General features: G+C 66.8%; 19 protein-coding genes. 10 read left to right on the forward strand and 9 right to left on the reverse strand.

Translation table 11 applies throughout. The features are described 5' to 3' along the window. The first annotated feature begins 90 nt into the window (after positions 1 to 90). From WQQ_RS19410 to WQQ_RS19420, 3 genes are read left to right on the forward strand one after another with little or no spacing between them, the layout of a single operon-like run. Entirely contained in the window at positions 91 to 921 is an 831-nt protein-coding gene (locus tag WQQ_RS19410; RefSeq protein ID WP_007186960.1) for a uracil-DNA glycosylase, read from the forward strand. A 23-nt stretch (positions 922 to 944) separates the two neighbouring features. Then, a complete protein-coding gene (gene rimI, locus WQQ_RS19415; RefSeq protein WP_007186961.1) occupies positions 945 to 1,382 on the forward strand; it encodes a ribosomal protein S18-alanine N-acetyltransferase in 438 nt (145 codons plus the stop codon). Between the two features lie 4 nt (positions 1,383 to 1,386). After that, positions 1,387 to 2,643, forward strand: a complete 1,257-nt coding sequence (locus WQQ_RS19420; RefSeq protein ID WP_007186962.1) for an MFS transporter — start codon at positions 1,387 to 1,389, stop codon at positions 2,641 to 2,643. Here WQQ_RS19420 and WQQ_RS19425 read toward each other — a convergent pair. Genes WQQ_RS19425 through WQQ_RS19435 form a run of 3 tightly spaced genes read right to left on the reverse strand, consistent with a single transcriptional unit; the run spans position 2,636 to position 6,617 of the window. Beyond that, positions 2,636 to 4,609, reverse strand: a complete 1,974-nt coding sequence (locus WQQ_RS19425; RefSeq protein WP_007186963.1) for a transglutaminase TgpA family protein — start codon at positions 4,607 to 4,609, stop codon at positions 2,636 to 2,638. The two genes, WQQ_RS19420 and WQQ_RS19425, sit on opposite strands and share 8 nt — an antisense overlap. After that, positions 4,606 to 5,640 carry a DUF58 domain-containing protein gene (locus WQQ_RS19430; protein WP_007186964.1) on the reverse strand — a complete coding sequence of 345 codons (1,035 nt, stop codon included), beginning with the start codon at positions 5,638 to 5,640 and terminating at the stop codon, positions 4,606 to 4,608. The genes WQQ_RS19425 and WQQ_RS19430 overlap by 4 nt, the downstream gene beginning before the upstream one ends. Positions 5,641 to 5,654: 14 nt before the next feature. Beyond that, positions 5,655 to 6,617, reverse strand: a complete 963-nt coding sequence (locus tag WQQ_RS19435; protein WP_007186965.1) for an AAA family ATPase — start codon at positions 6,615 to 6,617, stop codon at positions 5,655 to 5,657. Positions 6,618 to 6,788: 171 nt separating this feature from the next. On the opposite strand from WQQ_RS19435, the gene WQQ_RS19440 reads away from it, so the two are divergent. Continuing rightward, positions 6,789 to 8,279: a DUF3336 domain-containing protein gene (locus WQQ_RS19440; protein WP_007186966.1), complete on the forward strand. Its 1,491-nt coding sequence runs from the start codon at positions 6,789 to 6,791 to the stop codon at positions 8,277 to 8,279. Positions 8,280 to 8,311: 32 nt separating this feature from the next. Then, the gene (locus WQQ_RS23320; protein WP_007186967.1) at positions 8,312 to 9,469 is read left to right on the forward strand and encodes a GGDEF domain-containing protein; all 1,158 of its coding nucleotides are present in this window, start codon (positions 8,312 to 8,314) and stop codon (positions 9,467 to 9,469) included. Between the two features lie 121 nt (positions 9,470 to 9,590). Here the strand turns inward: WQQ_RS23320 and WQQ_RS19450 are convergent, their stop codons facing one another. The 4 genes from WQQ_RS19450 to WQQ_RS19465 form a co-directional block, all read right to left on the reverse strand. Further along, positions 9,591 to 9,995, reverse strand: coding sequence for an FxsA family protein (locus WQQ_RS19450; RefSeq protein ID WP_007186968.1), 405 nt, complete (start codon positions 9,993 to 9,995; stop codon positions 9,591 to 9,593). A gap of 18 nt (positions 9,996 to 10,013) precedes the next feature. Next, entirely contained in the window at positions 10,014 to 12,962 is a 2,949-nt protein-coding gene (locus tag WQQ_RS19455; RefSeq protein WP_007186969.1) for a valine--tRNA ligase, read from the reverse strand. Positions 12,963 to 12,997: 35 nt separating this feature from the next. Continuing rightward, a complete protein-coding gene (locus WQQ_RS19460; protein WP_007186970.1) occupies positions 12,998 to 13,435 on the reverse strand; it encodes a DNA polymerase III subunit chi in 438 nt (145 codons plus the stop codon). A 91-nt stretch (positions 13,436 to 13,526) separates the two neighbouring features. Further along, positions 13,527 to 15,038 (reverse strand): leucyl aminopeptidase, encoded by a 1,512-nt coding sequence (locus WQQ_RS19465; RefSeq protein ID WP_007186971.1) that lies wholly within the window; start codon positions 15,036 to 15,038, stop codon positions 13,527 to 13,529. Positions 15,039 to 15,297: 259 nt separating this feature from the next. Between WQQ_RS19465 and lptF the strand changes: the two genes are divergently transcribed. Then, positions 15,298 to 16,410: an LPS export ABC transporter permease LptF gene (lptF, locus tag WQQ_RS19470; RefSeq protein ID WP_007186972.1), complete on the forward strand. Its 1,113-nt coding sequence runs from the start codon at positions 15,298 to 15,300 to the stop codon at positions 16,408 to 16,410. Further along, complete coding sequence (gene lptG / locus WQQ_RS19475) at positions 16,407 to 17,471, forward strand: LPS export ABC transporter permease LptG (protein WP_007186973.1); 1,065 nt, start codon at positions 16,407 to 16,409, stop codon at positions 17,469 to 17,471. Before lptF ends, lptG begins: the two co-directional genes overlap by 4 nt. Positions 17,472 to 17,482: 11 nt before the next feature. Here lptG and WQQ_RS23325 read toward each other — a convergent pair whose 3' ends face one another. Together WQQ_RS23325 and WQQ_RS19485 are read right to left on the reverse strand one after the other, a co-directional pair. After that, entirely contained in the window at positions 17,483 to 17,998 is a 516-nt protein-coding gene (locus WQQ_RS23325) for an RDD family protein (RefSeq protein ID WP_007186974.1), read from the reverse strand. Positions 17,999 to 18,074: 76 nt separating this feature from the next. Continuing rightward, positions 18,075 to 19,034 carry a beta-ketoacyl-ACP synthase III gene (locus tag WQQ_RS19485; RefSeq protein WP_007186975.1) on the reverse strand — a complete coding sequence of 320 codons (960 nt, stop codon included), beginning with the start codon at positions 19,032 to 19,034 and terminating at the stop codon, positions 18,075 to 18,077. A gap of 279 nt (positions 19,035 to 19,313) precedes the next feature. Between WQQ_RS19485 and WQQ_RS25140 the strand changes: the two genes are divergently transcribed. The 3 genes from WQQ_RS25140 to WQQ_RS19500 are packed head-to-tail and all read left to right on the forward strand — an operon-like array spanning position 19,314 to position 22,406. Then, complete coding sequence (locus WQQ_RS25140; protein ID WP_007186976.1) at positions 19,314 to 20,990, forward strand: FimV/HubP family polar landmark protein; 1,677 nt, start codon at positions 19,314 to 19,316, stop codon at positions 20,988 to 20,990. After that, entirely contained in the window at positions 20,987 to 21,766 is a 780-nt protein-coding gene (gene truA / locus WQQ_RS19495) for a tRNA pseudouridine(38-40) synthase TruA (protein ID WP_007186977.1), read from the forward strand. The genes WQQ_RS25140 and truA overlap by 4 nt, the downstream gene beginning before the upstream one ends. 13 nt (positions 21,767 to 21,779) lie before the next feature. After that, on the forward strand, positions 21,780 to 22,406 hold the full coding sequence (locus tag WQQ_RS19500) for a phosphoribosylanthranilate isomerase (protein WP_007186978.1): 627 nt from the start codon (positions 21,780 to 21,782) through the stop codon (positions 22,404 to 22,406). Positions 22,407 to 22,410 lie beyond the last annotated feature (4 nt).

Here is a 22,410-nt window from a genome sequence, read left to right on the forward strand (position 1 = left end):
GTGGAAGAGGTCGGTCGTCGCCGGGGTTTCGGCGGTGCCCGGCGATCATAACGGCGGACCGCGGCGACCGCTGCGGGATAAACTGCGCCCATGAATCCGACTCGCCGCCGTCGCTATCTCAACGCCTTGTCCATCGACAGCTACCGCTCGCGGTCCGGCGTCGCCGAGGAAGCCGTCGAGCAGATCGCGGTCGAGGCGGTGTCGAACGACGGGAGACGTTTCCCGGCAGAGCCGCAAGTGCCGTCGGCGCCGACGCGATCGCGGGTTCCGCCGCCAGCGCCCCCCCCTGCGCCCGAAGCGAGCCCGATCATCGCCTCGACGCCGGCGGTCGAAGTGCCCGCCGACTGGTCCGGCCTGCGCGCGATGGTCAAGGATTGCCCGCGCTGCAAGCTCTGCGCGACGCGCACGCAGACCGTGTTCGGCGTGGGCCCGCAGGACGCGCCGCTGATGATCGTCGGCGAAGGCCCCGGCGCGGACGAGGATCTGAAGGGCGAGCCCTTCGTCGGCAAGGCCGGCAAGCTGCTCGACCAGATGCTCGCGGCCATCGGCCGCTCGCGCGGCGAGAACACCTACATCGCGAACGTCGTCAAATGCCGTCCGCCCGGCAACCGCGACCCCGAGGCCGACGAGGTCGCCGCCTGTAGGCCTTATCTCGATCGCCAGATCGAGCTGCTCAAGCCCAGGCTCATCGTCGCGCTCGGCCGCGTCGCCGCGCAGCGGCTGCTGCAGAGCGATGCACCGCTGTCGCGCCTGCGCGGCCCGCTGTATCAATACGGGGCCGAGCGCACACCGGTGCTGGTGACCTATCACCCGGCCTACCTGCTGCGCAGTCCGCGCGAAAAGTCCAAGAGCTGGGACGATCTCAAGCGCGTGCACCAGCTGCTCGCCCAAGCCTCGTCAGCGGCCACCGCCCAGGCCTGATCCGCGTGCCGAGTCTGCAGCCCATGCAGGCGCATCACCTGCCGCAGGTGCTCGCGGTGGAGCGCGCGGCCAACGCACATCCGTGGAGCGAGGCGAACCTGCGCGATTCGCTACAGGCCGGCTATCCGGGCTGGGTGCTGATCGATGGCGAGCGCATCATCGGCTACGCGATCCTGATGATCGCGGTCGGCGAGGCGCAGGTGCTCAACATCGTGGTGTCGCCCGAGCGTCGCCGCGAAGGCCTCGGCCGCGTGCTGATGGAATGCATGATCGAAGCCGCGAAGACCGCGCAATGCGAACTCATGCTGCTCGAAGTGCGTCGCTCCAACGCGGCGGCGATCGCGCTGTATCGCGCGTATGGCTTTGCGCAGATCGGCCTGCGCCGCCATTACTATCGTTCGGATGACGGTGTCGGCGAAGACGCCTTCGTACTCACGCTGCCACTTGCCCAGCCAGGATGACCCGATGACTCCGGAACGCCGCCGACAACTCGCCTGGGCCAGCTACGACTGGGGCAATTCGGCTTTCGCTACGACGGTCGTCGCCGGCCTGTTTCCGATCTTCTTCGAGCAGTACTGGGCGAGCAATCTCGATTCGGCGAGTCGCACGTTCTGGCTCGGCGTCGCGAGCTCGGTGTCGAGCCTGGCCGTGGTGATGCTCGCGCCGCTGCTCGGCAGCATCGCCGATCGCGGCGGGCTCAAGAAGCGCTTCCTGGCGGTGTTCACCGCGCTCGGCGTGCTCTCGACCGCGGCGTTCTACTGGGTCGGCCAGGGCGAGTGGCTGATCGCGACCGTGCTGTTCACGCTCGGCTCGATCGGCTTCCAGGCCGGCACGAGCTTCTACGATTCGCTGATCGTCAACGTTGCGAGCGATGCCCAGATGGACCGCGTCTCCGCGCTCGGCTACGCGCTCGGTTATCTCGGCGGCGGCCTGCTGTTCACGCTCAACGTGCTGATGGTCCTGCATCCGGATTGGTTCGGGCTCGCGAACGCCGCTTCGGCGACGCAGGTTTCCTTCGTGCTCGTTGCGATCTGGTGGGCGCTGTTCTCCTTGCCCTTGTTCCTGAAGGTGCCCGAGCAGCGTACGCGCGGGAACGGTGTGCTTGGCGATGTCGCCGCCGGTCTTGCGCAGTTGCGCGATACGGTTCGCGCGCTGTCCAAGCTCAGGCCCGTGTGGATGTTCCTGTTCGCGTACTGGCTCTACATCGACGGCGTCGACACCATCGTGCGCATGGCGGTCGACTACGGGCTCGCGCTCGGCTTTCCGTCTTCGAGCCTGATCACCGCGCTGCTGATGGTGCAGTTCATCGGCTTTCCGGCCGCGATCGCGTTCGGCTGGATCGCGGGCAGGCTCGGCACCAAGCGCGCCTTGTATCTGGCCCTGAGCGTCTACATCGGCGTGACCGCCTGGGCTTACCTGCTGCAGACGGTCATGCAGTTCTATCTGATGGCGGCCGCGATCGGGCTCGTGCAGGGCGGTGTGCAGGCGCTTTCGCGATCCTATTACGCGCGGCTGATTCCGCCCGACAAATCCGGCGAGTTCTTCGGCTTCTACAACATGCTCGGCAAGTTCGCTGCCGTGCTCGGCCCGCTCGCGGTCGGCTTCACCAAGCTGCTCACGGGCGATGCGAGGCTGTCGATCCTCGTGCTCGTGGTGTTCTTCGTCGTCGGCATGCTGCTGCTGTCGCGCGTGCAGGAGCCGCCGGAACGCGGCTTTACGTGAGGGCTTTGACCGCTGCGCGCAGCTCGCCGAGCAAAGCCGCATCGGGATCGCGTTCGTAGCGCAGCCGCAGGTAAAGCTTCACCACCTGCTGAATGCGCTGCGCAAGCTCGGGTTGCTCGCGCGCGACGCGCATCGCGAAATCGCGTGGGCCTTCGGATGGAGCGCGATGCAGGCCGCGCCGGGCGAGACGCGCTTCGGCGAGCTTCCATTGCTTGAGCGTCGGGTCGTTCATCGCGGCAGGGCGCGCCTTCCACAGCAGCACGCCGCCGAGTATCGCGAGCCCGATGGTGATCGCCGCAGTCAGCGCGAGCAGCATGCGGCCGAAATCGCCGAGTCCGATGCGATCGAGCAGCAGCTGCTGCTGCTCGGTGCCGTAGCCGAGCACGAGGCCGTTCCACTGCGCATCGACCCAATCCCAGGCGTTCTGCGCACGCGCGTAAGCCGAGCGCCAGTCGAGCGAGCCGAGCAGGCCTTCGCGCGGCCCGTCGTTTCGCGCACCGCTTCGCGAGAGCGTCTGCTCGATCCGGTTCGGTGACACCGCCGCGGTCGGATCGACGCGTATCCAGCCCTGGCCGGCGATCCAGACCTCAGCCCAGGCATGCGCTTCGGATTGGCGGACGCTGTAGTAATCGCCGAACAGATTCTTCTGCGCGCCGAGATAGCCGGTGACGACGCGCGCCGGAATGCCGGCCGCGCGCATCAGGAACGTGAAGCTGCTCGCGTAGTGCTCGCAGAAGCCGCGCCGCGTCGTGAACAGGAACTCGTCGATGCTGTCGCGACCGAGCCTCGGCGGTTCGAGCGTGTAGTAGAAAGCCTGCTCGCGAAACAGGCGCAAAGCCGCATCGACGACGGCCTGATCGTTACCTGCGCCCTGTCGCCATTGCTGGGCGAGCGCCAGCGCACGCGGGTTGAAACCGCTCGGCAACGCGAGCTGCAGCGCGCGCTCGCGGGCGCTCAGGGAGGCGACCTGCAGCTTCGCATCGGGCTCGGAACGCAGGCGATAACGAAGGCGATCGCGTAGAGGCTCGAAGTACAGCAGCTCGTAGAAGCCGCTGATGCGGCTGCGCTCGGGCAGATCGCGCGCATCGGGGCGGTCGAGCGCGAGCAGCCAGGGCATGTGATGCGCTTCGAGCGTGATTTCGTAGCGGTATTCAGTCATGCCTGCTTCGGCCGCGGGCGCATTGAACGAACGCGACGGAGCGCTCCAGGTTCGTCCATCGAAGGCCCACAGCACCGGGCCACGCCAGTAGCGCTGATCGGGCGGCGGCGCGGCGCCCTCGAAGCTCACGCGGAACGCGAGTTCGTCCGAGGCCGCGAGCCTGGCGATGTCGCCCGGCGCCATCGTTTCGGACAGGCCCGAGCGCGCGCCGCCCGAGTCGTCGGGCATCGTCCACAGCGGCCCCGGAATGCGTGGGAACAGCACGAACATCAGCAGCATCAGCGGCAAGGACTGCGCGATGAGCTTGCCGCCGGTGGCCAGTACGAGCCGCGCGGGCAGGGCGCCTTCGGCGTGATGCGTATCCGCGAGCACCGCGGTCACCGCGACGACGCAGACGAGCAGGTACAGCAGCGTCCAGATCTCCTGCGAGAACAGAAAGTGCGTGAGCAGCAGGAAGTACGATAGGAACACGGTAACCACCACATCGCGCCGCGCGCGCAGTTCGGTGAGCTTGAGCGCGAGCATGATGACGAGCAGCGCGACGCCCGCATGCTGACCCCAGATGCGACCGTAGCTCGCATAGACGCCGACGAAGGCACCGATCGCGAGCGCGCCCTTGATCGCGCCGTGCGGCATGCGCCATTGATGCAGGGTCGCGGCGATGCGCCAGACGCCGATCGCGAACACGGCGGCGGTTTCCCATGGCGGCAGTCGCAGCAGGTGAGGAGCGATCACGAGCAGCATCACCGCGAGCAGGCGCCAGAGGCTGCGCTGCGGCAGCGGGTCTTTGCCGTCCGGCCGCTTCATCGCGGGCCTCGCCCGGCGTCGCGCGCGTCGCTGCGCCCATCGCTGCGTTCGTCGAACAGGGCGAGCGCTTCGAGACAGAGGCCAAGATGCGCGGCGCCTGCGTTCGGCGGCAGCGCGAATCCCGGCAAGCGCAAGCCGTAGCGCGATCCCGAAGCGTCGGCATCGAGCACCCAGCGCGTCAGCTGCGACAGGCGCTGCTCGGTATCGAGGTCTTCGAGCGCCTGCCAGTCGAGCCAGATCTCGGAGGCGACGCCATCGTCGAAGCGCTGCACCAGCGCACGCCCGGTGCGCGGCAGGCTCTTCCAGTGGATCAGACGCGGCGAATCGCCCGGCACGTAGTCGCGAAAACCGGCGAAGTCCTCGCTGCCGATGCGCGGCAGCGGGCTCATGAGCTGGCCCTGCGACCACGGCGGAGGCAGGCGTCCCGCGGCAGCGGGCTTCGGGTAGACCAGCAGGCGCGCGTCGACCGCGAGCCAGGTCCAGGCTTCGAACAGGCCGAGCGGCGCCTGCGTGCTGAGCCGCAGCTTGGGTGCCTGCAAGCGACCGCGCCGTGTCGTCGGCAGGCGCAGCGCGAAGCTGGTGCTGTCTTGCGCGGGCAGATCGTGCCGAACGCCGTCGGTCTGCGCAGGCCAGCGCAGCTCGAGGCTCAATCGCGGTGCGAGCGAGGGGTTGCTCGCGATGAACTGCAGCGGCGCCTCGTCGCCGGCGAACACCGCGTGGCCGCTCGTTCCACCGAGCGAGCGCAGCGAAACGCCGACCAGGTTCGCATGCGTGTGATGCATGCTCACAAGGCCGAGCGCGGCGAGCAGAAACGTCAGCGCGAAGGCCATGCTGTTCGAATAGTTGATCGCGGCGACCAGCATCACCAGCGTCATCAGCGCGAAGCCGGCCCCGAATCGCGTCGGCAGGATGTAGATGCGCCGCCGCTCGACCTGCGCCTCGCGCCTGAACGCACCGGCGCGCCTCTGTCCCCACAATTCGGCGCGCGCGCGCAGACCGAGCAGAGGATGCTGGAGCCGGCCGCCGCGCATGAGTCGGCGGCGCGCTATGGAATGGCGACCGCGGCGAGCAGCTCTTCGGCCGACGGCGGCCGGGCGGCGGCGCTGCGTTCGCGCGGCTGCAAGCGATGCGTCGCCACGGCGGCGAACACCGCCTGCACGTCCTCGGGCAGCACCGACTTGCGGCCATCGATGTACGCCCAGGCCTGCGCCGCATGCCGCAGGGCGAGCGCCGCGCGCGGAGACAGGCCGTGCGTGAACGCGCTCTGGGTCCGCGTGTGCTGCACCAGCGCGAGGATGTAGTCGACCAGCGCGGGCGCGGTGTGCACCTGCAGGACTTCCCGCTGCAGCTGTAGCACGCTCTCGGCCTGCAGCACCGGACGCAGGTCGAACAGCAGATCGCGCCGGTCGGGCTCGATGAGCAGCGCACGCTCGGCGGCGACGCTCGGATAGCCCATCGAAATGCGCATCAGGAAGCGGTCGAGCTGCGATTCCGGCAGCGGGAACACGCCGACCTGTTCGGCTGGGTTCTGCGTGCCGATGACGAAGAACGGCTGCGGCAACGCGCGCGTTTCGCCGTCGACGCTGACCTGCTGCTCGGCCATCGCTTCGAGCAAGGCGCTTTGCGTCTTCGGACTCGCGCGATTGATCTCGTCGGCGAGCAGCAGCTGCGTGAACACCGGGCCCGGGCGGAAGCGGAAGCTGCCGTCGCGCGTCTCGTAGATCGAGACGCCCAGAATGTCCGCCGGCAACAGGTCGCTGGTGAATTGAACACGCCTGTACGACAGCCCGAGCACCTGGGCCATCGCGAGCGCGACGGTGGTCTTGCCCATGCCCGGAATATCCTCGACGAGCAAATGGCCGCGAGCCAGAAGACAGCTCAAGGCAAGGCGCAATTGCCGATCCTTTCCGAGGACGACGCGGGACAGGCTGGCGAGGGACGCCTGCAGATCGGCTTGCGGACTGGAGCTCATGTCGTTGTCGAGGCGGGCATCGCCGGAGTGTCTCATGGTGTTCGTCGGGTCAAGCGCTTCGTGTATCGACTTTGGTTGTAGGCAAGGCCGTCGATCGCGCCAACGGTAGAGCATGACCGATGAGTGCATTTTTTACCGATTGCGGCTACCAGCTGAATGAACGACCATTCAGCCCGAAATGAAGCCGCCAGAACGAGAGGACCATCCATGAGTGCCGAGCTGCGATCAGCGCAACAGGCCATGCTGGATGCCGTTGACTACAAGAGCTGGCGCGAGGCGGCAGCCGAGCTCGACCGCATCCAGGGTCTGGCCGAGTGGAAACTCGAAGAGGCCAGCGAGGAGTACGACTGGCGCCTGATTCGCAGTCGCCTGCGGCAGATCCGCCAGCTGCGTAACGAGGGCAACGCGATTCGGCTCGCGCACCATTTGCGCCAGGGCCTGCACTGGAACCTCGGCAACATCGGCAACCCCGAGCTCTACCGCGTCGCCCGCATCGGCACCAAAAAGCTCATTCACGACTACGTTCAAGAGGTTTGTGACGCGCTCGAATGGCTCGTCGACGCGGAGGCCGAAGGCTGGGCGCTCAGCGACAAGCTCAAGTTCTTCCACGACGTGGCCTTGAGCTACGGCCGCTCGGCGCTGATGCTTTCGGGGGGCGCGACGCTGGGCCTGTTTCACGTCGGCGTGGTGCGTGCGCTCTATCGCGAAGGCGTGCTGCCGACGGTGATGTCGGGCAGCAGCGCGGGTGCGATCGTGGCGAGCACCGTCGGCACGCGCAAGGTCGAAGACCTCGAAGACCTGCTCGATCCGCAGAATGCTTATTACCACTTCTGGCGCGTGCTGCCGTTCAGACAGATGTTCAAGCGCGGCTCGGTCATGGACCAGACGCAGCTGCGCCGGGCAGTGGCCAAGAACATCCGCGACCTCAATTTCGAAGACGCCTACAAGGTGTCGGGACGCGTGCTCAACATCACCGTCTCGCCCGCGGGCGTGAACCAGCAGCCCAAGCTGCTCAATTATCTGACGCTGCCGTACCTGTTCGTGCGCGAGGCGGTGCTCGCGAGCTGTGCGGTGCCGATCCTGTTTCCGCCGGTCATGCTGATGACGGCAGACGAAACCGGTGCCCGCGTGCCGTACATGCCGCTGTTGCGCTGGAACGACGGCTCGCTGAAGTCCGACCTGCCGATGCTGCGCCTGCGCCGTCTGCACAACGTCAATCATTTCATCGTCAGCCAGACCAATCCGCACGTGCTGCCGTTCATGAGCGAGCGCGAGCCGGGCGGTCGCGGGTTGTTCAACTCGGCTCGCGATTACACCTATTCGACGGTGCGCTCGCAGGCGACGAGCCTGATCAGCTTCGCGCGCGCGAACGTGCCGATCAAGCAGTTCCGCCGTCCGTTCGACGTCGCCACGAGCATTCTCGATCAGGACTATCGCGGCAACATCAACATCACGCCCGAAGCGAGTCTGTGGCGCTATGCCAAAGTCACGAGCAACCCGACGATGGACAACGTCTATCGCTTCATGCTCGAAGGCGAGCGTGCGGCCTGGGCGCGCATCGAAATGATCCGCACGCAGACCGCCATCAGCCTCACGCTCGAGCGCTGCCTCGAAGCGGTGGAGCTGCAGGCCACGCAGGGCGCGGGCAATCGCCGCACGGCGACCCGTGCCCGCCTGCACGTCGTGCGCCGCGGCTGAGGCACCGTTCGTTTCGCTTGCTTGCCTAGCGAATGAGCGAGCTTTCGGAACTCGAAGCGATACGCCGCCAGCGCGGCTACGGCCGTGTGTTTTCCCTGCCGCTCGAAAGCAGTTACCGCGCGACCAAGCGACGCGACTATCGGCTCTCGCGCAGCCTGCTGTTCGCGATCCTCGGGCTCATGCTGGCCCTGATGCCGGGCTTCTGCCCGGTCTTCCGCGTCAACGACCCGGTGCTGTGGCCACTGCGTCTCGGTGGGTTCGCGCTGGCTGCCTTGCTGTTCGTTACCGCCTGGGCGACCTACTACCGGCGTGATCGCATCATGCTCGTGCAGGTGTTGCAAAGTGCTTCGATCGTTGCTGCGGGCCTTGCGCCGGTATTGCTGCGCGGGCTCGCACTCGCCGGCCAGATGTCGTTTCCGATGGAGCTCGTGAGCTCGGTGCTGCTGTCGATCGCCCTGTTCGGCGGCTTCGGCTGGAAGCGCATCGCCACCGGACTATCGACTTGCTTCCTGTTGACGGCCTGGCTGCAGTACGCGATGACCGAGCCGGGGTCCGAAACCGGGATGCAGCTGTACGCGCTCGCCGTGCTCACGCTGATCGCGGTCGGCGGCGTCTACATGAATGAGTACATTTCGCGCATCGCCTGGGTCGCGAGCGCGCATGCGGCCGCGATGGCGCGTACCGATCCGCTCACGGGGCTGTCGACTCGCGCGGAGTTCAACCAGGCTTTTCTGAGCCGTCTCGCGCAGGCCCGGCGCGACAAGCGCCTGGTGGCGCTGATGCTGCTCGATATCGATCATTTCAAGCAGGTCAACGACGGCCACGGGCATCTGTTCGGCGACGAGGTACTGCGCGCCGTCGGCGGGCTGATCCTGGCCGAAGTGGCCCGCAGGCCGCTCGATCTGCGCGTGCGCTACGGCGGCGAGGAGATTGCGGTGCTCTGGTACGACATCGAGCTCGCGAGCCTGCCGATGGTCTGCGAGCGCCTGCTGCGCAGCATCCGTTCGCTCGACCTGATCGATCCGGTTTCGGGTGAGCGTGTGCCGATCAGCGCGAGCGCAGGCGTGACCTGGGTGGAGCCGGGCAGCGCGGTCGAGCCGATCGCGGTGCTGCAGCGCGCGGACGAGCTGCTCTACAAGGCCAAGCGCGAAGGGCGCGATCGCTACATTCTCGGCCCGTTCACCGAATGAAAACCCAGGGTGGGTGGGCCAGGGGCCGTGACCCGGCTTGCGGATTCTGGAGATGGACAACCGGGTTACGCGGTTAGGCCGCCAAGCCTCCTGCCGACACCCATCGATGAATCTCGGCGCCTCAGGATTTGCGCCGGTATTGACCTTCGAGCGTCACCGGCTGCTTGAGATCGGGACGCGCCTTCGCCATGCCCTCGCCGAGGCGCATCGCGAGCCGCTTGCGCAGCCCGAACAGCAGCAGCGACAGTCCGACGAGGTCGGACAGAAAGCCCGGCAGCACCAACAGGATTCCGGCGATCAGCACGATGAGTCCTTCGAACACGAGCTGAGTCGGCAGCTCGCCACGCGCCACCGAAGCCTGCAGCTCGCGAAACACGCGCAAGCCCTGGCGCTGGATCACCAGCACGCCGATGACCGCGGCGCCGACGATCCAGGCCGCGACGGGCCATCCGCCGATGCGCTCGATGGCCTGCGTGACGAGCCAGGCTTCGAGCGCGATCCAGACCGCCATGACCAGAAACGGCATGTCGCTATCTCGTCGAGATCAAAGGGCTGCGATGCGCTCGCGCTGGTCGCGCAGCGCGGCGAGATCCTGCTGCTGCTTGGCGAGCAGATCGCGCGCCTGCTGCTGCACGGCTTCGGGCGCCTTGCCGAAGTTCGGGTTGTCGACGCGGGCCTGCACTTTCACGACATCGCTTTCGAGCTGCGCGATGCGCTTTTCGAGACGCGCGATCTCGGCGTCCTTGTCGATGAGACCGGCCATCGGCACGAGCAGCTTCATCGTGCCGAGCAGCGCGGTCGCGCATTGCGGCGCTTCTTCGGTGCCGAGCACGCGCGGTGTCTCGACGCGCGCGAGGAATTCGATGCTCGCGCCCAGGCGCGACAGCCGATCGGCATCGGAATCCGACGCGTTCTGGATCAGCAGCGGCAGGACCTTGCCGGGCGGAATGTCCATCTCGCCGCGAATCTGGCGCACGCCGAGGATGAAGGCCTTGAGCCATTCGATGTCGGCTTCGGCGGCTTCGTCGATCTTGTGCGCGGCGCTGATCGGATACGCGCTGCGCATGATCGTCTCGCCCTCGGCGCCGGCGAGCGTCTTGACTTGCTGCCAGACCTCTTCGGTGATGAAGGGCATCAGCGGATGCAGCAAGCGCAGCCAAGCTTCGAGCACGCGCACGAGCGTGCGGCGCGTGCCGCGCTTGGCGGCTTCGTTCTCGCTTTGCAGCGCGGGCTTCGAGAGCTCCAGGTACCAGTCGCAGTACTCGTTCCAGACGAACTGGTACAGCGCGGTCGAGAGCAGGTCGAAGCGGTAGTTGCGGAAGTGTTCCGCAGCCTCGGCCTCGACTTTCTGCAGGCGCGAAATGATCCAGCGATCGGCCGCCGACAGTTCGATCGGCAGCGCGTCGTCGAGGCCGGTGTCCTGGCCTTCGCAGTTCATCAGCACGTAGCGCGCCGCGTTCCAGATCTTGTTGCAGAAGTTGCGATAACCCGCCGCGCGCGCCGCGTCGAAGCGCACGTCGCGGCCTTGCGTGGCGAGCGCCGCGAAGGTGAAGCGCAGCGCGTCGACGCCGACGGCTTCGATGCCCTTCGGATAATCCTTGCGCGTCTTGGCTTCGATCTTCGGCGCGGTCTCGGGCTTCATGAGGCCGGTCGTGCGCTTCTTCACCAGGTCATCGAGTGCGATGCCGTCGATGACGTCGAGCGGATCGAGCACGTTGCCCTTGGACTTCGACATCTTGTTGCCTTCGGGATCGCGCACCAGGCCGGTGATGTAGACCTCTTTGAACGGCACGTCCTTCATGAAGTACTGGCCCATCATCACCATGCGGGCGACCCAGAAGAAGATGATGTCGAAGCCGGTGACGAGCACGCTGCTCGGGTAATACTTGGAGAGCGCTTCGTTCTTCGTCGGCCAGTCGAGCGTCGCCATCGGCCAGATGTCGGACGAGAACCAGGTATCGAACACGTCTTCGTCCTGACTCAGGCAGAAGCGCTCGTTGCCGCTCTCGCGCAGCTTGTCGTTGATGGCATCGGTGCTGTCGTCGCTCGCGACCTTGAGCAGCGAGAGCAGCGCGAATTCGCCTTGTCCGCCCATGGCCAGGTTGAAGGCATCGAAGGCGCTGCGCGCCACAAAGACCTTGCCGTCGGCGTCGTACCAGGCCGGAATGCGATGGCCCCACCAGAGCTGGCGGCTGATGCACCAGTCCTGGATGTTGTTTAGCCACTGGTTGTAGGTGTTGATCCAGTTCTCGGGCACGAACTTGATGCGCCCGCTCGTGAAGGCTTCGAGCGCGGGCTGCGTGATGGCGGTGTAGCCACCCGGACGGCCGTCGGGCTGCGACTTGCGGGTGAGATCGACGAACCACTGGTCGGTCAGGAAAGGCTCGACCACCGCACCGCTGCGATCGCCGCGCGGCACCTTGAGCTTGTGATCGTCGATCTTCTCGAGCAGGCCGAGCGACTCGAATTCGGCGACGATCTTCTTGCGCGCATCGAAGCGATCGAGGCCCGCATAGGGCAGGCGCGAGAGCTGCTCGGCGAACTTCGCATCGTCGGTCTTGTGCTCGCCGCGCAGATGGAACTCCGCGTATTCGCGAATCTTCGCGTCCGGCGTCAGCACGTTGATCATCGGCAGCTTGTGCCGGGCGCCGAGCGCGTAGTCGTTGAAGTCGTGAGCCGGCGTGATCTTGACGCAGCCGGTGCCGAATTCGCGGTCGACGTAGTCGTCGGCCACGATCGGAATCTCGCGATTCACGAGCGGCAGGCGAATGCTCTTGCCGATTAGCGCGGCGTAGCGCTCGTCTTCGGGATGCACGGCCACGGCGGTGTCGCCGAGCATGGTTTCGGGGCGCGTGGTGGCGACCACGAGATGGCCCGAACCATCCGCGAGCGGATAGCGGAAATGCCAGAGCTTGCCGTTCTCTTCTTCGCTCACCACTTCGAGATCGGAGATCGCGGTCAGCAGTACCGGGTCCCAATTGACGAGGCGCTTGCCGCGATAAATGAGGCCGTCTTCATGCAGCTTCACGAAGTGTTCGACGACGGCCTTGCTGTAGCCCTCGTCCATCGTGAAGCGGTTGCGGCTCCAATCGACCGAGCTGCCCATGCGGCGGATCTGGCCTTCGATCGTGCCGCCCGAATACCGCTTCCATTCCCAGACTTTCTCGAGGAATTTCTCGCGTCCGAGGTCGAGCCGCGCCGGCTCGCCGGCGAGCTTCAGATTGCGCTCGACGACCATCTGCGTGGCGATGCCCGCGTGATCGGTTCCGGGTTGCCAGAGCGTGTCGCGGCCGAGCATGCGGTGATAGCGGATCAGCGCATCCATCACCGTGTGCTGGAACGCGTGACCCATGTGCAGCGTGCCGGTGACGTTGGGCGGCGGGATCATGATGGAGTAGGGCTCGCCCGCGCCGCTCGGCGCGTAGCAGCCGTTCTGTTCCCACCACTGTGCCCAGCGCGATTCGATGGCGCCGGCTTCGAAAGTCTTGTCCATGGGGCTCGTTGCGCCGAGATGGCGCGATGAAAACGTCAGAGATTATGCGTGGAGAGTTCGTAGCCGCGGTCGCGGTAGAACTTGAAGCGGGTGCGCGACGAGCTGCGATCGGCGGCCGTGGCCGGCACGATCTCGAGCACGCGGTCGAAACGCGAAAAATACAGCGGAACGTCCTCGCCGAGATTCACGAGGATGCCCAGATGCGATTCGGGCGGCTCGCCATCGCCGATCAGCACGGCCGGATGCGGTTCGCCGGTCGGCTCGCCGCGATGACGCTCGTGCGAGATGAAGCTGCCCTGGTTGAAGGTCCACAAGCTGCTGTCGATTTCATCGGCCATCGCCGGCTGCGTCACGCGAACGTAGACGCGCGCTCCGCTGCGCGTGGCCTTTTCGCAGAGCTTGCTGATGACGAAAGCCGGGGCGGAAGTTCCGCCTTCGCCGTCGGGCAGGATGTAGAAATCGATGCGGGTCATATGACGGGGAACGGGAGACGGGAGACGGGAGACGTAGAAGCCAAGCCAGAGCTTGCGTCCCTGGTCTCCCGGTTCCCGTCTCCCGGCTTCATCAGTCGTCTTTCTTCGCCGCGACGTTGATGAGGTATTGCACGATCAGCGGCACCGGGCGGCCGGTCGAGCGCTTGCCTTTCCAGGCGGTCGCCGCGATGTCCAGATGCGCCCACTTCATCTTCTTCGCGAACCTGTGCAGGAAGGTGGCGCCGATGATCGCGCCGCCGCCGTTGCCGCCGCTCGTGGCGATGTTGGCGATGTCCGCGAATTCGCTCTTGATGTGCTCCTCGTACTCGGGCCACAGCGGCAGCTCCCAGACGCGGTCGCCGATCTGCTCGCCGGCCTGCGTGAGCGCGCGCGCAAGGCCCGCGGTGTTCGAGAACAGGCCGCTCGGGTAGGCGCCGAGCGCGACCACCACGGCGCCGGTCAGCGTCGCCATGTCGATGCAGAACGAGGGTTCGTACTGCTGCTCGACGTAGGTCAGCGCGTCGCAGAGGATCAGCCGGCCTTCGGCGTCGGTGTTGAGGATCTCGATGGTGATGCCGGCCATGCTGGTGACGACGTCGCCGGGTTTGTTGGCGAGGCCATCGGGCAGGTTCTCGCTCGCCGCGACGATGCCGACGAGGTTGATCGGCAGGCCGAGTTCGGCCACCGCCTTGAACGCGCCGAGCACCGCCGCGCCGCCGCACATGTCGAACTTCATCTCGTCCATGTTCGCGGCCGGCTTGATGCTGATGCCGCCGGCGTCGAAGGTCAGGCCCTTGCCGACCAGGGCGATCGGCTTCTCGCCCTTGGGACCCTTGAAGTACTCCATGACGATGAGCTTGGGCGGCTGGCGGCTGCCGCGCGCGACCGACAGGAACGAGCCCATGCCGAGCTTGCGCATCTCGGGCTCTTCGAGAACCTTGACCTTGAAGCCGTGCGCCGCGCCGAGCTGCTCGGCGCTCTGGGCGAGGTAGGCCGGGGTGCAGATGTTGCCGGGCAGGTTGCCGAGGTTCTTGGCCACCGCGACGCCCTTGGCGATCGCGAGCGCTTCGGCCAGGCCCTGCTCGCCGGCCGGCAGGTCGGAGCGGCGCGGCACGTCGAAGGTCAGGCGCTCGAGCTTGTAGCTCGGCAGGTCCTCGCGCGCCTTTTCGCCGCGGCAGTCGTCGAAGCGGTAGTAGGCGTCCTCGAAGCTCAGCGCAGCCTGCAGGACGTTCCACTGGAAGTCGCGGCCCTTGAGCGGCAGGTGCGTGAGGTAGGAGACGGCGTCGATCGAGCCGGTGTTGCGCAGGGCCTTGGCACTCGCCGCATTGGCCTTGCGGAAGGCGTTTTCGTCGAAGCTGCGCTCGCGGCCAAGGCCGACCAGCATGACGCGATCGGCGAAGGTGCCCGGCACGTTGTGCAGCACCAGCGTCTGCCCGAGCTTGCCGTCCAGATCGCCGCGACGCATCACCGCGCCGATGGCGCCGTCGCTGACGCCATCGATGACCTGCGCCGCCTCCGTGGGCGAACGCCGGTCGAATATCCCCACGATCACGCAGGAGACGCGCTGCTTCTCCGGATTGCCGCTCTTGACGAAATATTCCATCGCTTCCTCGGGTGTAACCCTGCGCTGAAAGTCGGATTATGTGAACCTGAACAAGCCGCCGGGAAGCCTTGTTTTTAGAGGCTTCCCGCCGCGCTCCACCAACTCAAGACTATTCCTCGATGGCCTTGGCCGAGCAGCGGGCGCAAAGTGTAGCGATAAGTGAAGAATGTCCCAAGCCCGGGCTGCCGGTGGACAGCCTTGAATGCCCAAGCGTTCACAAAAGACAGCGTTCACGTAAACCCCGCATAATCGCGCCCTCATGAACGGCACCACCCTTGATCGCTATCTGCTGCGCGACGCCGCTGCGTCGTGGCTCGCGGTCATCGTCGTGCTGTTGCTGATCATGCTGTCGACCCGCTTCGCGAGCCTGCTCGCCGACGCGGCAGCCGGTGAGCTGCCGCGTGATCTGCTGTTCAAGATCGTCGGCCTTACGAGCCTGCAATACCTGGTGATCCTGGTTCCGGTGTCGCTGCTGCTCGGGGTCATGCTGTCGCTCGGCCGTCTTTATAAGGACCATGAGGTGGCTGCGATGACCGGCTGCGGCGTCAGCCTGCTGCGCCTGTACCGACCCTATCTGGTGCTCGGCGGCCTGCTGGCAGTTTTCACGGCTCTGCTGGCCTTTCAGATCGGGCCCTGGGCCGGGCGCACGGCGGACTACCTCGTCAAGGATGCGCGCCGTCTGATCCAGTACCTGCCCTTCGAATCCGGACGCTTCAACAGCGTCGCGGACGGTCGCGGGGTGTTCTACACGGCAGAGACCGACCAGGACCGCGAGAAGCTCAACGCGGTGTTCGCCCAGATCGAGCGCGGCGAGAACGGCATCTCGATCATCATCGCCAACGAGGGCCGGCAGCGCCTCAACACGGTTACCGGCGATCGCGAGATCACGCTCTACGGCGGCTGGCGCTATGACGGCCAGCCCGGCAGCAAGATGTACGAGATCGTGCGCTTCGACGAGTTCATGACGCGCGTGACGCCGCCGCAGTTCATCTACTCGAACAACAAGCGCCGCGTGCTGAGCACCTCGGCGCTGCTGGCCTCGAGCGATCCGCAGGATCGCGCCGAGTTGCAGTGGCGCATCGCGGCGCCGATTTCGGTGTTCCTGCTGACGCTGCTTGCGGTGCCGCTCTCGCACGTTGGACCGCGCCAGGGCCGCTACGGCAAGGTGGTGCTAGGGCTGGTGGTCTACCTGTTCTATTCGAACCTGATCGGCCTGGGCCAGTCCTGGATCGGCAAGGGCAAGATTCCCGAGGCCGTCGGGCTTTGGTGGATCCACGCGATCGTGCTGATCTGGGCGGTGGCGCTGATCGGCAAGCGGCTCAACTGGTGGGCGCGCAAGCCCAAGGCGCCGCAAGCGGTGGCGGCCGCTTGAACCGCATCGACCGCTATCTGGTGCGCAATATCCTGACGCTGAGCGGCATCGTCGCGCTCGCGCTGGTGACCATCTATACGTTCACGAGCTTCGTCGCCGACCTCGGCGCGACCGGCAAGGGCGACTACGGTCTCAAGGAGCTCGCGGTCTACACGCTGCTGAACATGCCGGCCGGTCTGCACGTGCTGCTGCCGATCATCGCCATGCTCGGCACGCTCATGGGCCTGGGCAATCTGGCCGGGCAGGGCGAGATCACCGCGATCCGCGCGGCCGGGGTTTCGAACCATCGCATCGGCTTCGCGGCGCTGATGGCGGGCGTGGTGCTCGGCATCATGGGCTGGGTGATCGGCGAATGGATCGCTCCCGGCAGCCAGCAGTCGGCCGAACGCTACAAGAGCCGGGCACGCTACGGCGTCGACGTCGGCGAGGCGCGCAAGCCGGTCTGGCTGCGCGACGGCAATCAGATCGTCAACGTGCGCAAACTGATCTCCGAGGATCACATCGGCCCTTCGGTGATCTACACGCTGGCCGACAACCTGAGCCTCAAGTCGATGATGAGCGTCGAGGACGGCCGGTTCGAAAACGGGCACTGGACGTTCTCGAACGTGCAGCGCACCGAGTTCGAGGCCGATCACGCCGAAGTCAGCCAGCTCGAGCGCTACGAATGGGACGGCGGCGTGCAGCCCAAGGTGCTGCGGCTGTTCGTGCTCGAGGCGCGCAGCCTGTCGACGACGGGCCTGATCGAGTTGATCGCGTATCTCGACAACAACCAGCTCGATTCGTCGGAGCAGCGGCTGACGCTCTGGCGCAAGCTCATCGAGCCGCTGACGGTGATGGCGATGATGTTCTTCGCGGTGCCGTTCGTGTTCGGCTCGCTGCGCAACAGCGGCGCCGGGCTGCGGCTCATGATCGGCGTGCTGATCGGCGTGGGTTTCTACGTCATCAACGAGATCACCGCCAATTTCGGCCAGCTCTACGGCTGGCCGCCGGTGCTGGCCGCGAGCGCCCCGACCGTCGCGCTCGCTTCAATGGGTTGGTGGCGGCTCAACAAGGTGGGTTGATCGTCGGCGATTCAAGCGGTTTTCTTCGGCAGCTCGACCACTTCGGTTCCCGCTGCCCAATCGCAGAGTGCCCGACGCCGGCTGTCGAGCACCATCACCACGGCCGCGATGAGCGCAACGATCACCGCAATCGCCGTCGCCTTTCCGGCCTGCACGTGCGAGGCGATCTGCGGGCTCTGCATGAGCGCCGGAACCACCACCGCGACCCAGGTCAGGATCATCACGCTATAGCGCACCGCCGCGATCGGCCAGCGCAGCGGCGAGCCGTCCGGCCGGCGCACCTGCAGGCGCCAGACGCGCATCCCGAGCGTCTGCCCGCCGTGGATCCAGAACCAGCCGAAGAACAGCAGACCGATGCTGAATTCGAGCACCTGCAAGGCCGCGAAATTGCGCGCCAGGTTCACGGCATCGCGGATCATCACGTCGAACAGCGACGTGACCATCCACAGCGCGATCAGCAGCAGGCCGTCGTAGAGCGCGGCGGCGAGCCGGCGCCAGACGGGCGCGGGCCGAACGGTTTCGGACATGGAGTTCAGGGATCGAATGAAAAAGGCGGCGCATTCTAGCGCCGCCTCCCGGTACGACGGTCCCGACGACAGCGGACTACCAGCGGGCCAGTACCGCACCCCAGGTCATGCCGCCGCCGACGGCTTCGAAGATCACGTTGTGGCCGGGCTGGATGCGCCCGTCGCGCACCGCGATGTCGAGCGCGAGCGGGATCGAGGCGGCCGAGGTGTTGCCGTGCCTGTCCACCGTGGTCACCACCTGTTCGGGCGACAGGCCGAGCTTCTCGGCGGTCGAGCGGATGATGCGGATGTTGGCCTGGTGCGGAACCATCCAGTGCAGGTCGGCGCCCGTGAGTCCGTTGGCGGCGAGCGCCTCCTGCGTCACTTCGCCGAGCACGCGCACCGCATGTTTGTAGACGGCCTGGCCGTTCATTTCGACGAAGGGATTGCCGACCACCACGCCTTTCTGCACCTGGCCGGGCACGCAGAGAATGTTGTTGAGCCGGCCATCGGAATGCAGATGGCTCGACAGGATTCCGGTCTCCTCCGACGGGCGCAGCACCACCGCGCCGGCGCCGTCGCCGAACAGCACGCAAGTGCGGCGATCGTTCCAGTCGAGGATGCGCGAGAAGGTCTCGGCACCGACCACGAGGGCGCACTTGGACTGTCCCGAGGCGACGAACTTGTCGGCCGTGGCGAGCGCGTAGACGAAGCCGCTGCAAACCGCCTGCATGTCGAAGGCCGCGCCCTGCCTGACCCCGAGTTTGGACTGCAGGATGCAGGCCGTGGCCGGGAAGATCATGTCCGGCGTCGAAGTAGCGACGATGATCAGGTCGACCTCGTCGGCCGTCACTCCGGCCGCCGCGAGTGCACGCTGAGCGGCCTTCAACGCGAGGTCGCTGGTCTGCTCGCCATCGGCGGCGATGTGGCGCTGGCGAATGCCGGTGCGCTCGAAAATCCAGTCGTCGCTGGTTTCGACAACGGCTTCGAGATCGCGATTGGTGAGGACTTTCTCCGGCAGGTAGCTGCCGGTGCCGACGATGCGGGAATAGGGCATGGATGCGATCGAAATGCCGGCCAGCCGGGGCTGCCGGAATCGTTGTGGATACGGTGCGAGGGGCGACAGTTTGGCGGTCGTCCGACCTGAACACAACTTTCAGGTGCGGCTGCGGATCGTGCCCGGCACGGTGCTTCAGGCGGCCCCGAACGGCCCGCCGAGGTCACGGCTAGCGTCGTTTGTTACTGTAGTCGCCTGCGCCCGCCCACTGGACTGGTGCGCAGCAAACCACCCGTAGACGATGGCGCCGGCGCTGCCGGTGCGCGGAGACCTGTTCCGATGTTGCTGAGAATGGCCAAGTTCCTGGTGCAGGTCGTCATGCTGTTCACCGCGATCCTGTCTGCCGGCCTGCCGGCGGCCCAAGCGGCCGAGGCGCTCTACGGTCCGGTGCGTCCGGGCGAGAGCTTCTGGATCATCGCCGACACCCTGCGCGAAAAGCCGCGGGTGAGCCAGGAGCAGGAGATGCTCGCGCTCTACCTGTACAACACCGAGTCCTTCACCGGCGGCCTCGACGGGCTGCAGAAGGGGGCGACGCTGCGCGTGCCGACGGCCGAGCAGGCGCTCGAGATTTCGCAAGAAGATGCCGCGCGCTATATCGCCAATCTGCATCGCTACAAGGGGGTGCCGCCATCGATGCGCCATCTGGTGCGCAAGGCGGGCGCAGCGGCGCCAGTGGCTGGCGCCGAAGACAAGACCGCTGCGCCGCGGCCCGAGCCGCCTGCCGCGTCGCTCCCGGCATCGCCCAGCCCGAGCGTCGCCGCCGCTGCCGAAACGCCATCGGCACCGGCGGCTACGGCGACACCCGATGCCCAGAACCCAGCCGCGCTTGCCGAAGCCGCGCCCGCCGCGGAAGAAGCCAGCGCCGTCGAGGTGCTGGCGGTGGATCAGGCGAGCGCATCGCCGGCCGACGCCGGGCCGGAGCCCGTTTCCGGGAATTCGGCGCAGACCGAGCCGGCGACCGCTGCGGCGGCCGTGCCGCCGGATGAGGCGCAAGGCACCGACATTCTCGGTGTGCGCATTCCGCTGCCGACGGACTGGCTGATCCTGATCGGGCTCGGCCTGGTGTTTCTGCTGCTGATCCTGGCGCAGGCCGCGCGCGTTCGCCGCTCGCTCGGCGAGAAGGTCGAACGGGTGCCGCCGGCGCCGCCGCGCGCGCCGGTTGCTCCGGTGCTGGCGCCCGTCGTGGCGAAGCCCGAGCCCGTCGAGCCGGTGCCGGAGCCGAGCCCCGAGCCGGTTTTCGCCGCGGCCAAGGCTGCGCCCGTCGTCCCGATGAGGGCGGTCGAGGCGCCCGAGCCGCTGCCCGAAGAGCCGCCGGCGCTGAATGACCCGATCGCCGACGCCGATTTCCAGCTCGGCTACGGGCATTGGGACGAGGCGATCACCGGGCTCGAAGAGGCGCTGCTGATCGCGCCGATGAGCCGCGACGTGATCATGAAGCTCGCCGAGACCTATGCCGAAGCCGGTCGCGCGGCCGAGTTCGAGCAGCTCGTCGCCCGCTACAACGGCACGTTCGGCGATTCCGACTGGATGCGCGTGCAAAGCCTCGGCCGGCAGTTGCGGCCGGAGTCGCAGCTGTTCGGCGGCTGGGTTCCGGTGCCGCCCGCGCCGGCTGGCTGGCTACAGCCCGTTCCGGACGATGCGCTCGACCTCAGCACGCCGGCGGCTCTGGAGGGACAGGCGATTCCGGCCGACCAGCTGCCGCCCGAATTCGGCGAGTTCGATCTCGACAGCCTGGAGACCGAGGACGGCCCGTTCACGACCGACGACGTCGGCACCAAGCTCGACCTCGCGCGCGCCTACCTCGACATGGACGACCAGGAGATGGCGCGCAGCCTGCTCGACGAGGTGATCGAGCAGGGCAACGATGCGCAGAAGCAGGAGGCGCAGGAACTGCGCGACCAGCTGCCGCCGTCGAGTCCGTCGAGTCCGGCCCAGAATTCGCTTCGGGACGCATGACGCGCTGGGCGGCGGCGGTCGAATACCTCGGGACCGCGTACTCGGGCTGGCAGTCGCAATCGCATGCGCCGTCGGTGCAGGCCGCGCTCGAAGCCGCTTTGAGCAAGGTGGCGGCACACCCGGTGGCGGTTTCGGCGGCCGGCCGCACCGATACCGGCGTGCACGCGTTCTCGCAGATCGTGCACTTCGACAGCGAGGCACGGCGCAGCGACTACGCCTGGCTGCTCGGCACCAATTCGAACCTGCCCGAAGACGTTTCGCTGCGCTGGGTGCAGCCCGTGCGCGCGGATTTTCATGCCCGGCACAGCGCGATCGCGCGGCGCTATCGCTACGTGATCCACAACAGCCGCTCGCGCTCGGCCCTGCTCGAGAAGCGCGCGACCTGGATCAACTGGACGCTCGACGCCGAGGCGATGCATCGGGCCGCGCAGGCGCTGGTCGGCGAGCTCGATTTCTCGGCCTTTCGCGGCTCCGAATGCCAATCGAACACGCCGATGCGCTGCGTGACCGACATCGGCGTTCGCCGCGAGGGCGATTTCGTGCTGCTGTCGATTCGCGCGAATGCCTTTTTGCATCACATGGTCCGCAACATCGCCGGAACGCTGATCGAAGTCGGTCAGGGCAAGCAGCCCGAGGCCTGGGTGGCCCAAGTGCTCGCCAGCCGTGATCGCACGCTGGCCGGAATGAACGCTCCGGCCGCGGGTCTATACTTCGTCGCCGCCGATTACCCCGACGAATTCGGGCTGCCGGCGACGCCCGATTTCTGGCTTCCCTGACTCCAAGATCACTGTGCGCACCCGCATCAAATTCTGTGGCCTGACCCGCCCCGACGATCTCGATCTCGCCGTCTCGCTCGGCGTGGACGCGATCGGCCTGGTCTTCGACGGGCGCAGCAAGCGCGCACTGTCGCCCGAGCAGGGCCGGGCGCTGCGCGACCGCGTTCCGGCCTTCGTCTCCTGCGTGGCCCTGTTCCGCGATGCCGAGGCCGGCCGGGTCGAGCGCGTCGTCGAAGAAGTACAGCCCGACCTGCTGCAGTTCCACGGCGCCGAGACGCCCGATTTCTGCCGGCGATGGCGGCGCTCCTACGTCAAGGCCGTGCCGATGGGCTCGCCGCAGGATCTCGAGGATTGGCGCCGCCAGTTCGCCGATGCCCGCGGCCTGCTGCTCGACAGCCACGCGCCCGGAGAACTCGGCGGCACCGGCCAGCGCTTCGACTGGTCGCAGGCGCCGAAGCACTTCGGCCACTTCTGGGTGCTTGCCGGCGGCCTTTCGCCGGGCAACGTGGCCTCGGCGGTTACAATGGCGCGGCCCGATGCAGTGGACGTTTCCAGCGGTATCGAATCCGCTCCCGGACTCAAGGACGCGCAAAAAATGCGCGCCTTCGTCGACGCCGTTCGCGGCGCCGATTCGCTTTGAACAG

The organism is Hydrocarboniphaga effusa AP103, from assembly GCF_000271305.1.
Taxonomy (GTDB): Bacteria; Pseudomonadota; Gammaproteobacteria; order Nevskiales; family Nevskiaceae; genus Hydrocarboniphaga; species Hydrocarboniphaga effusa.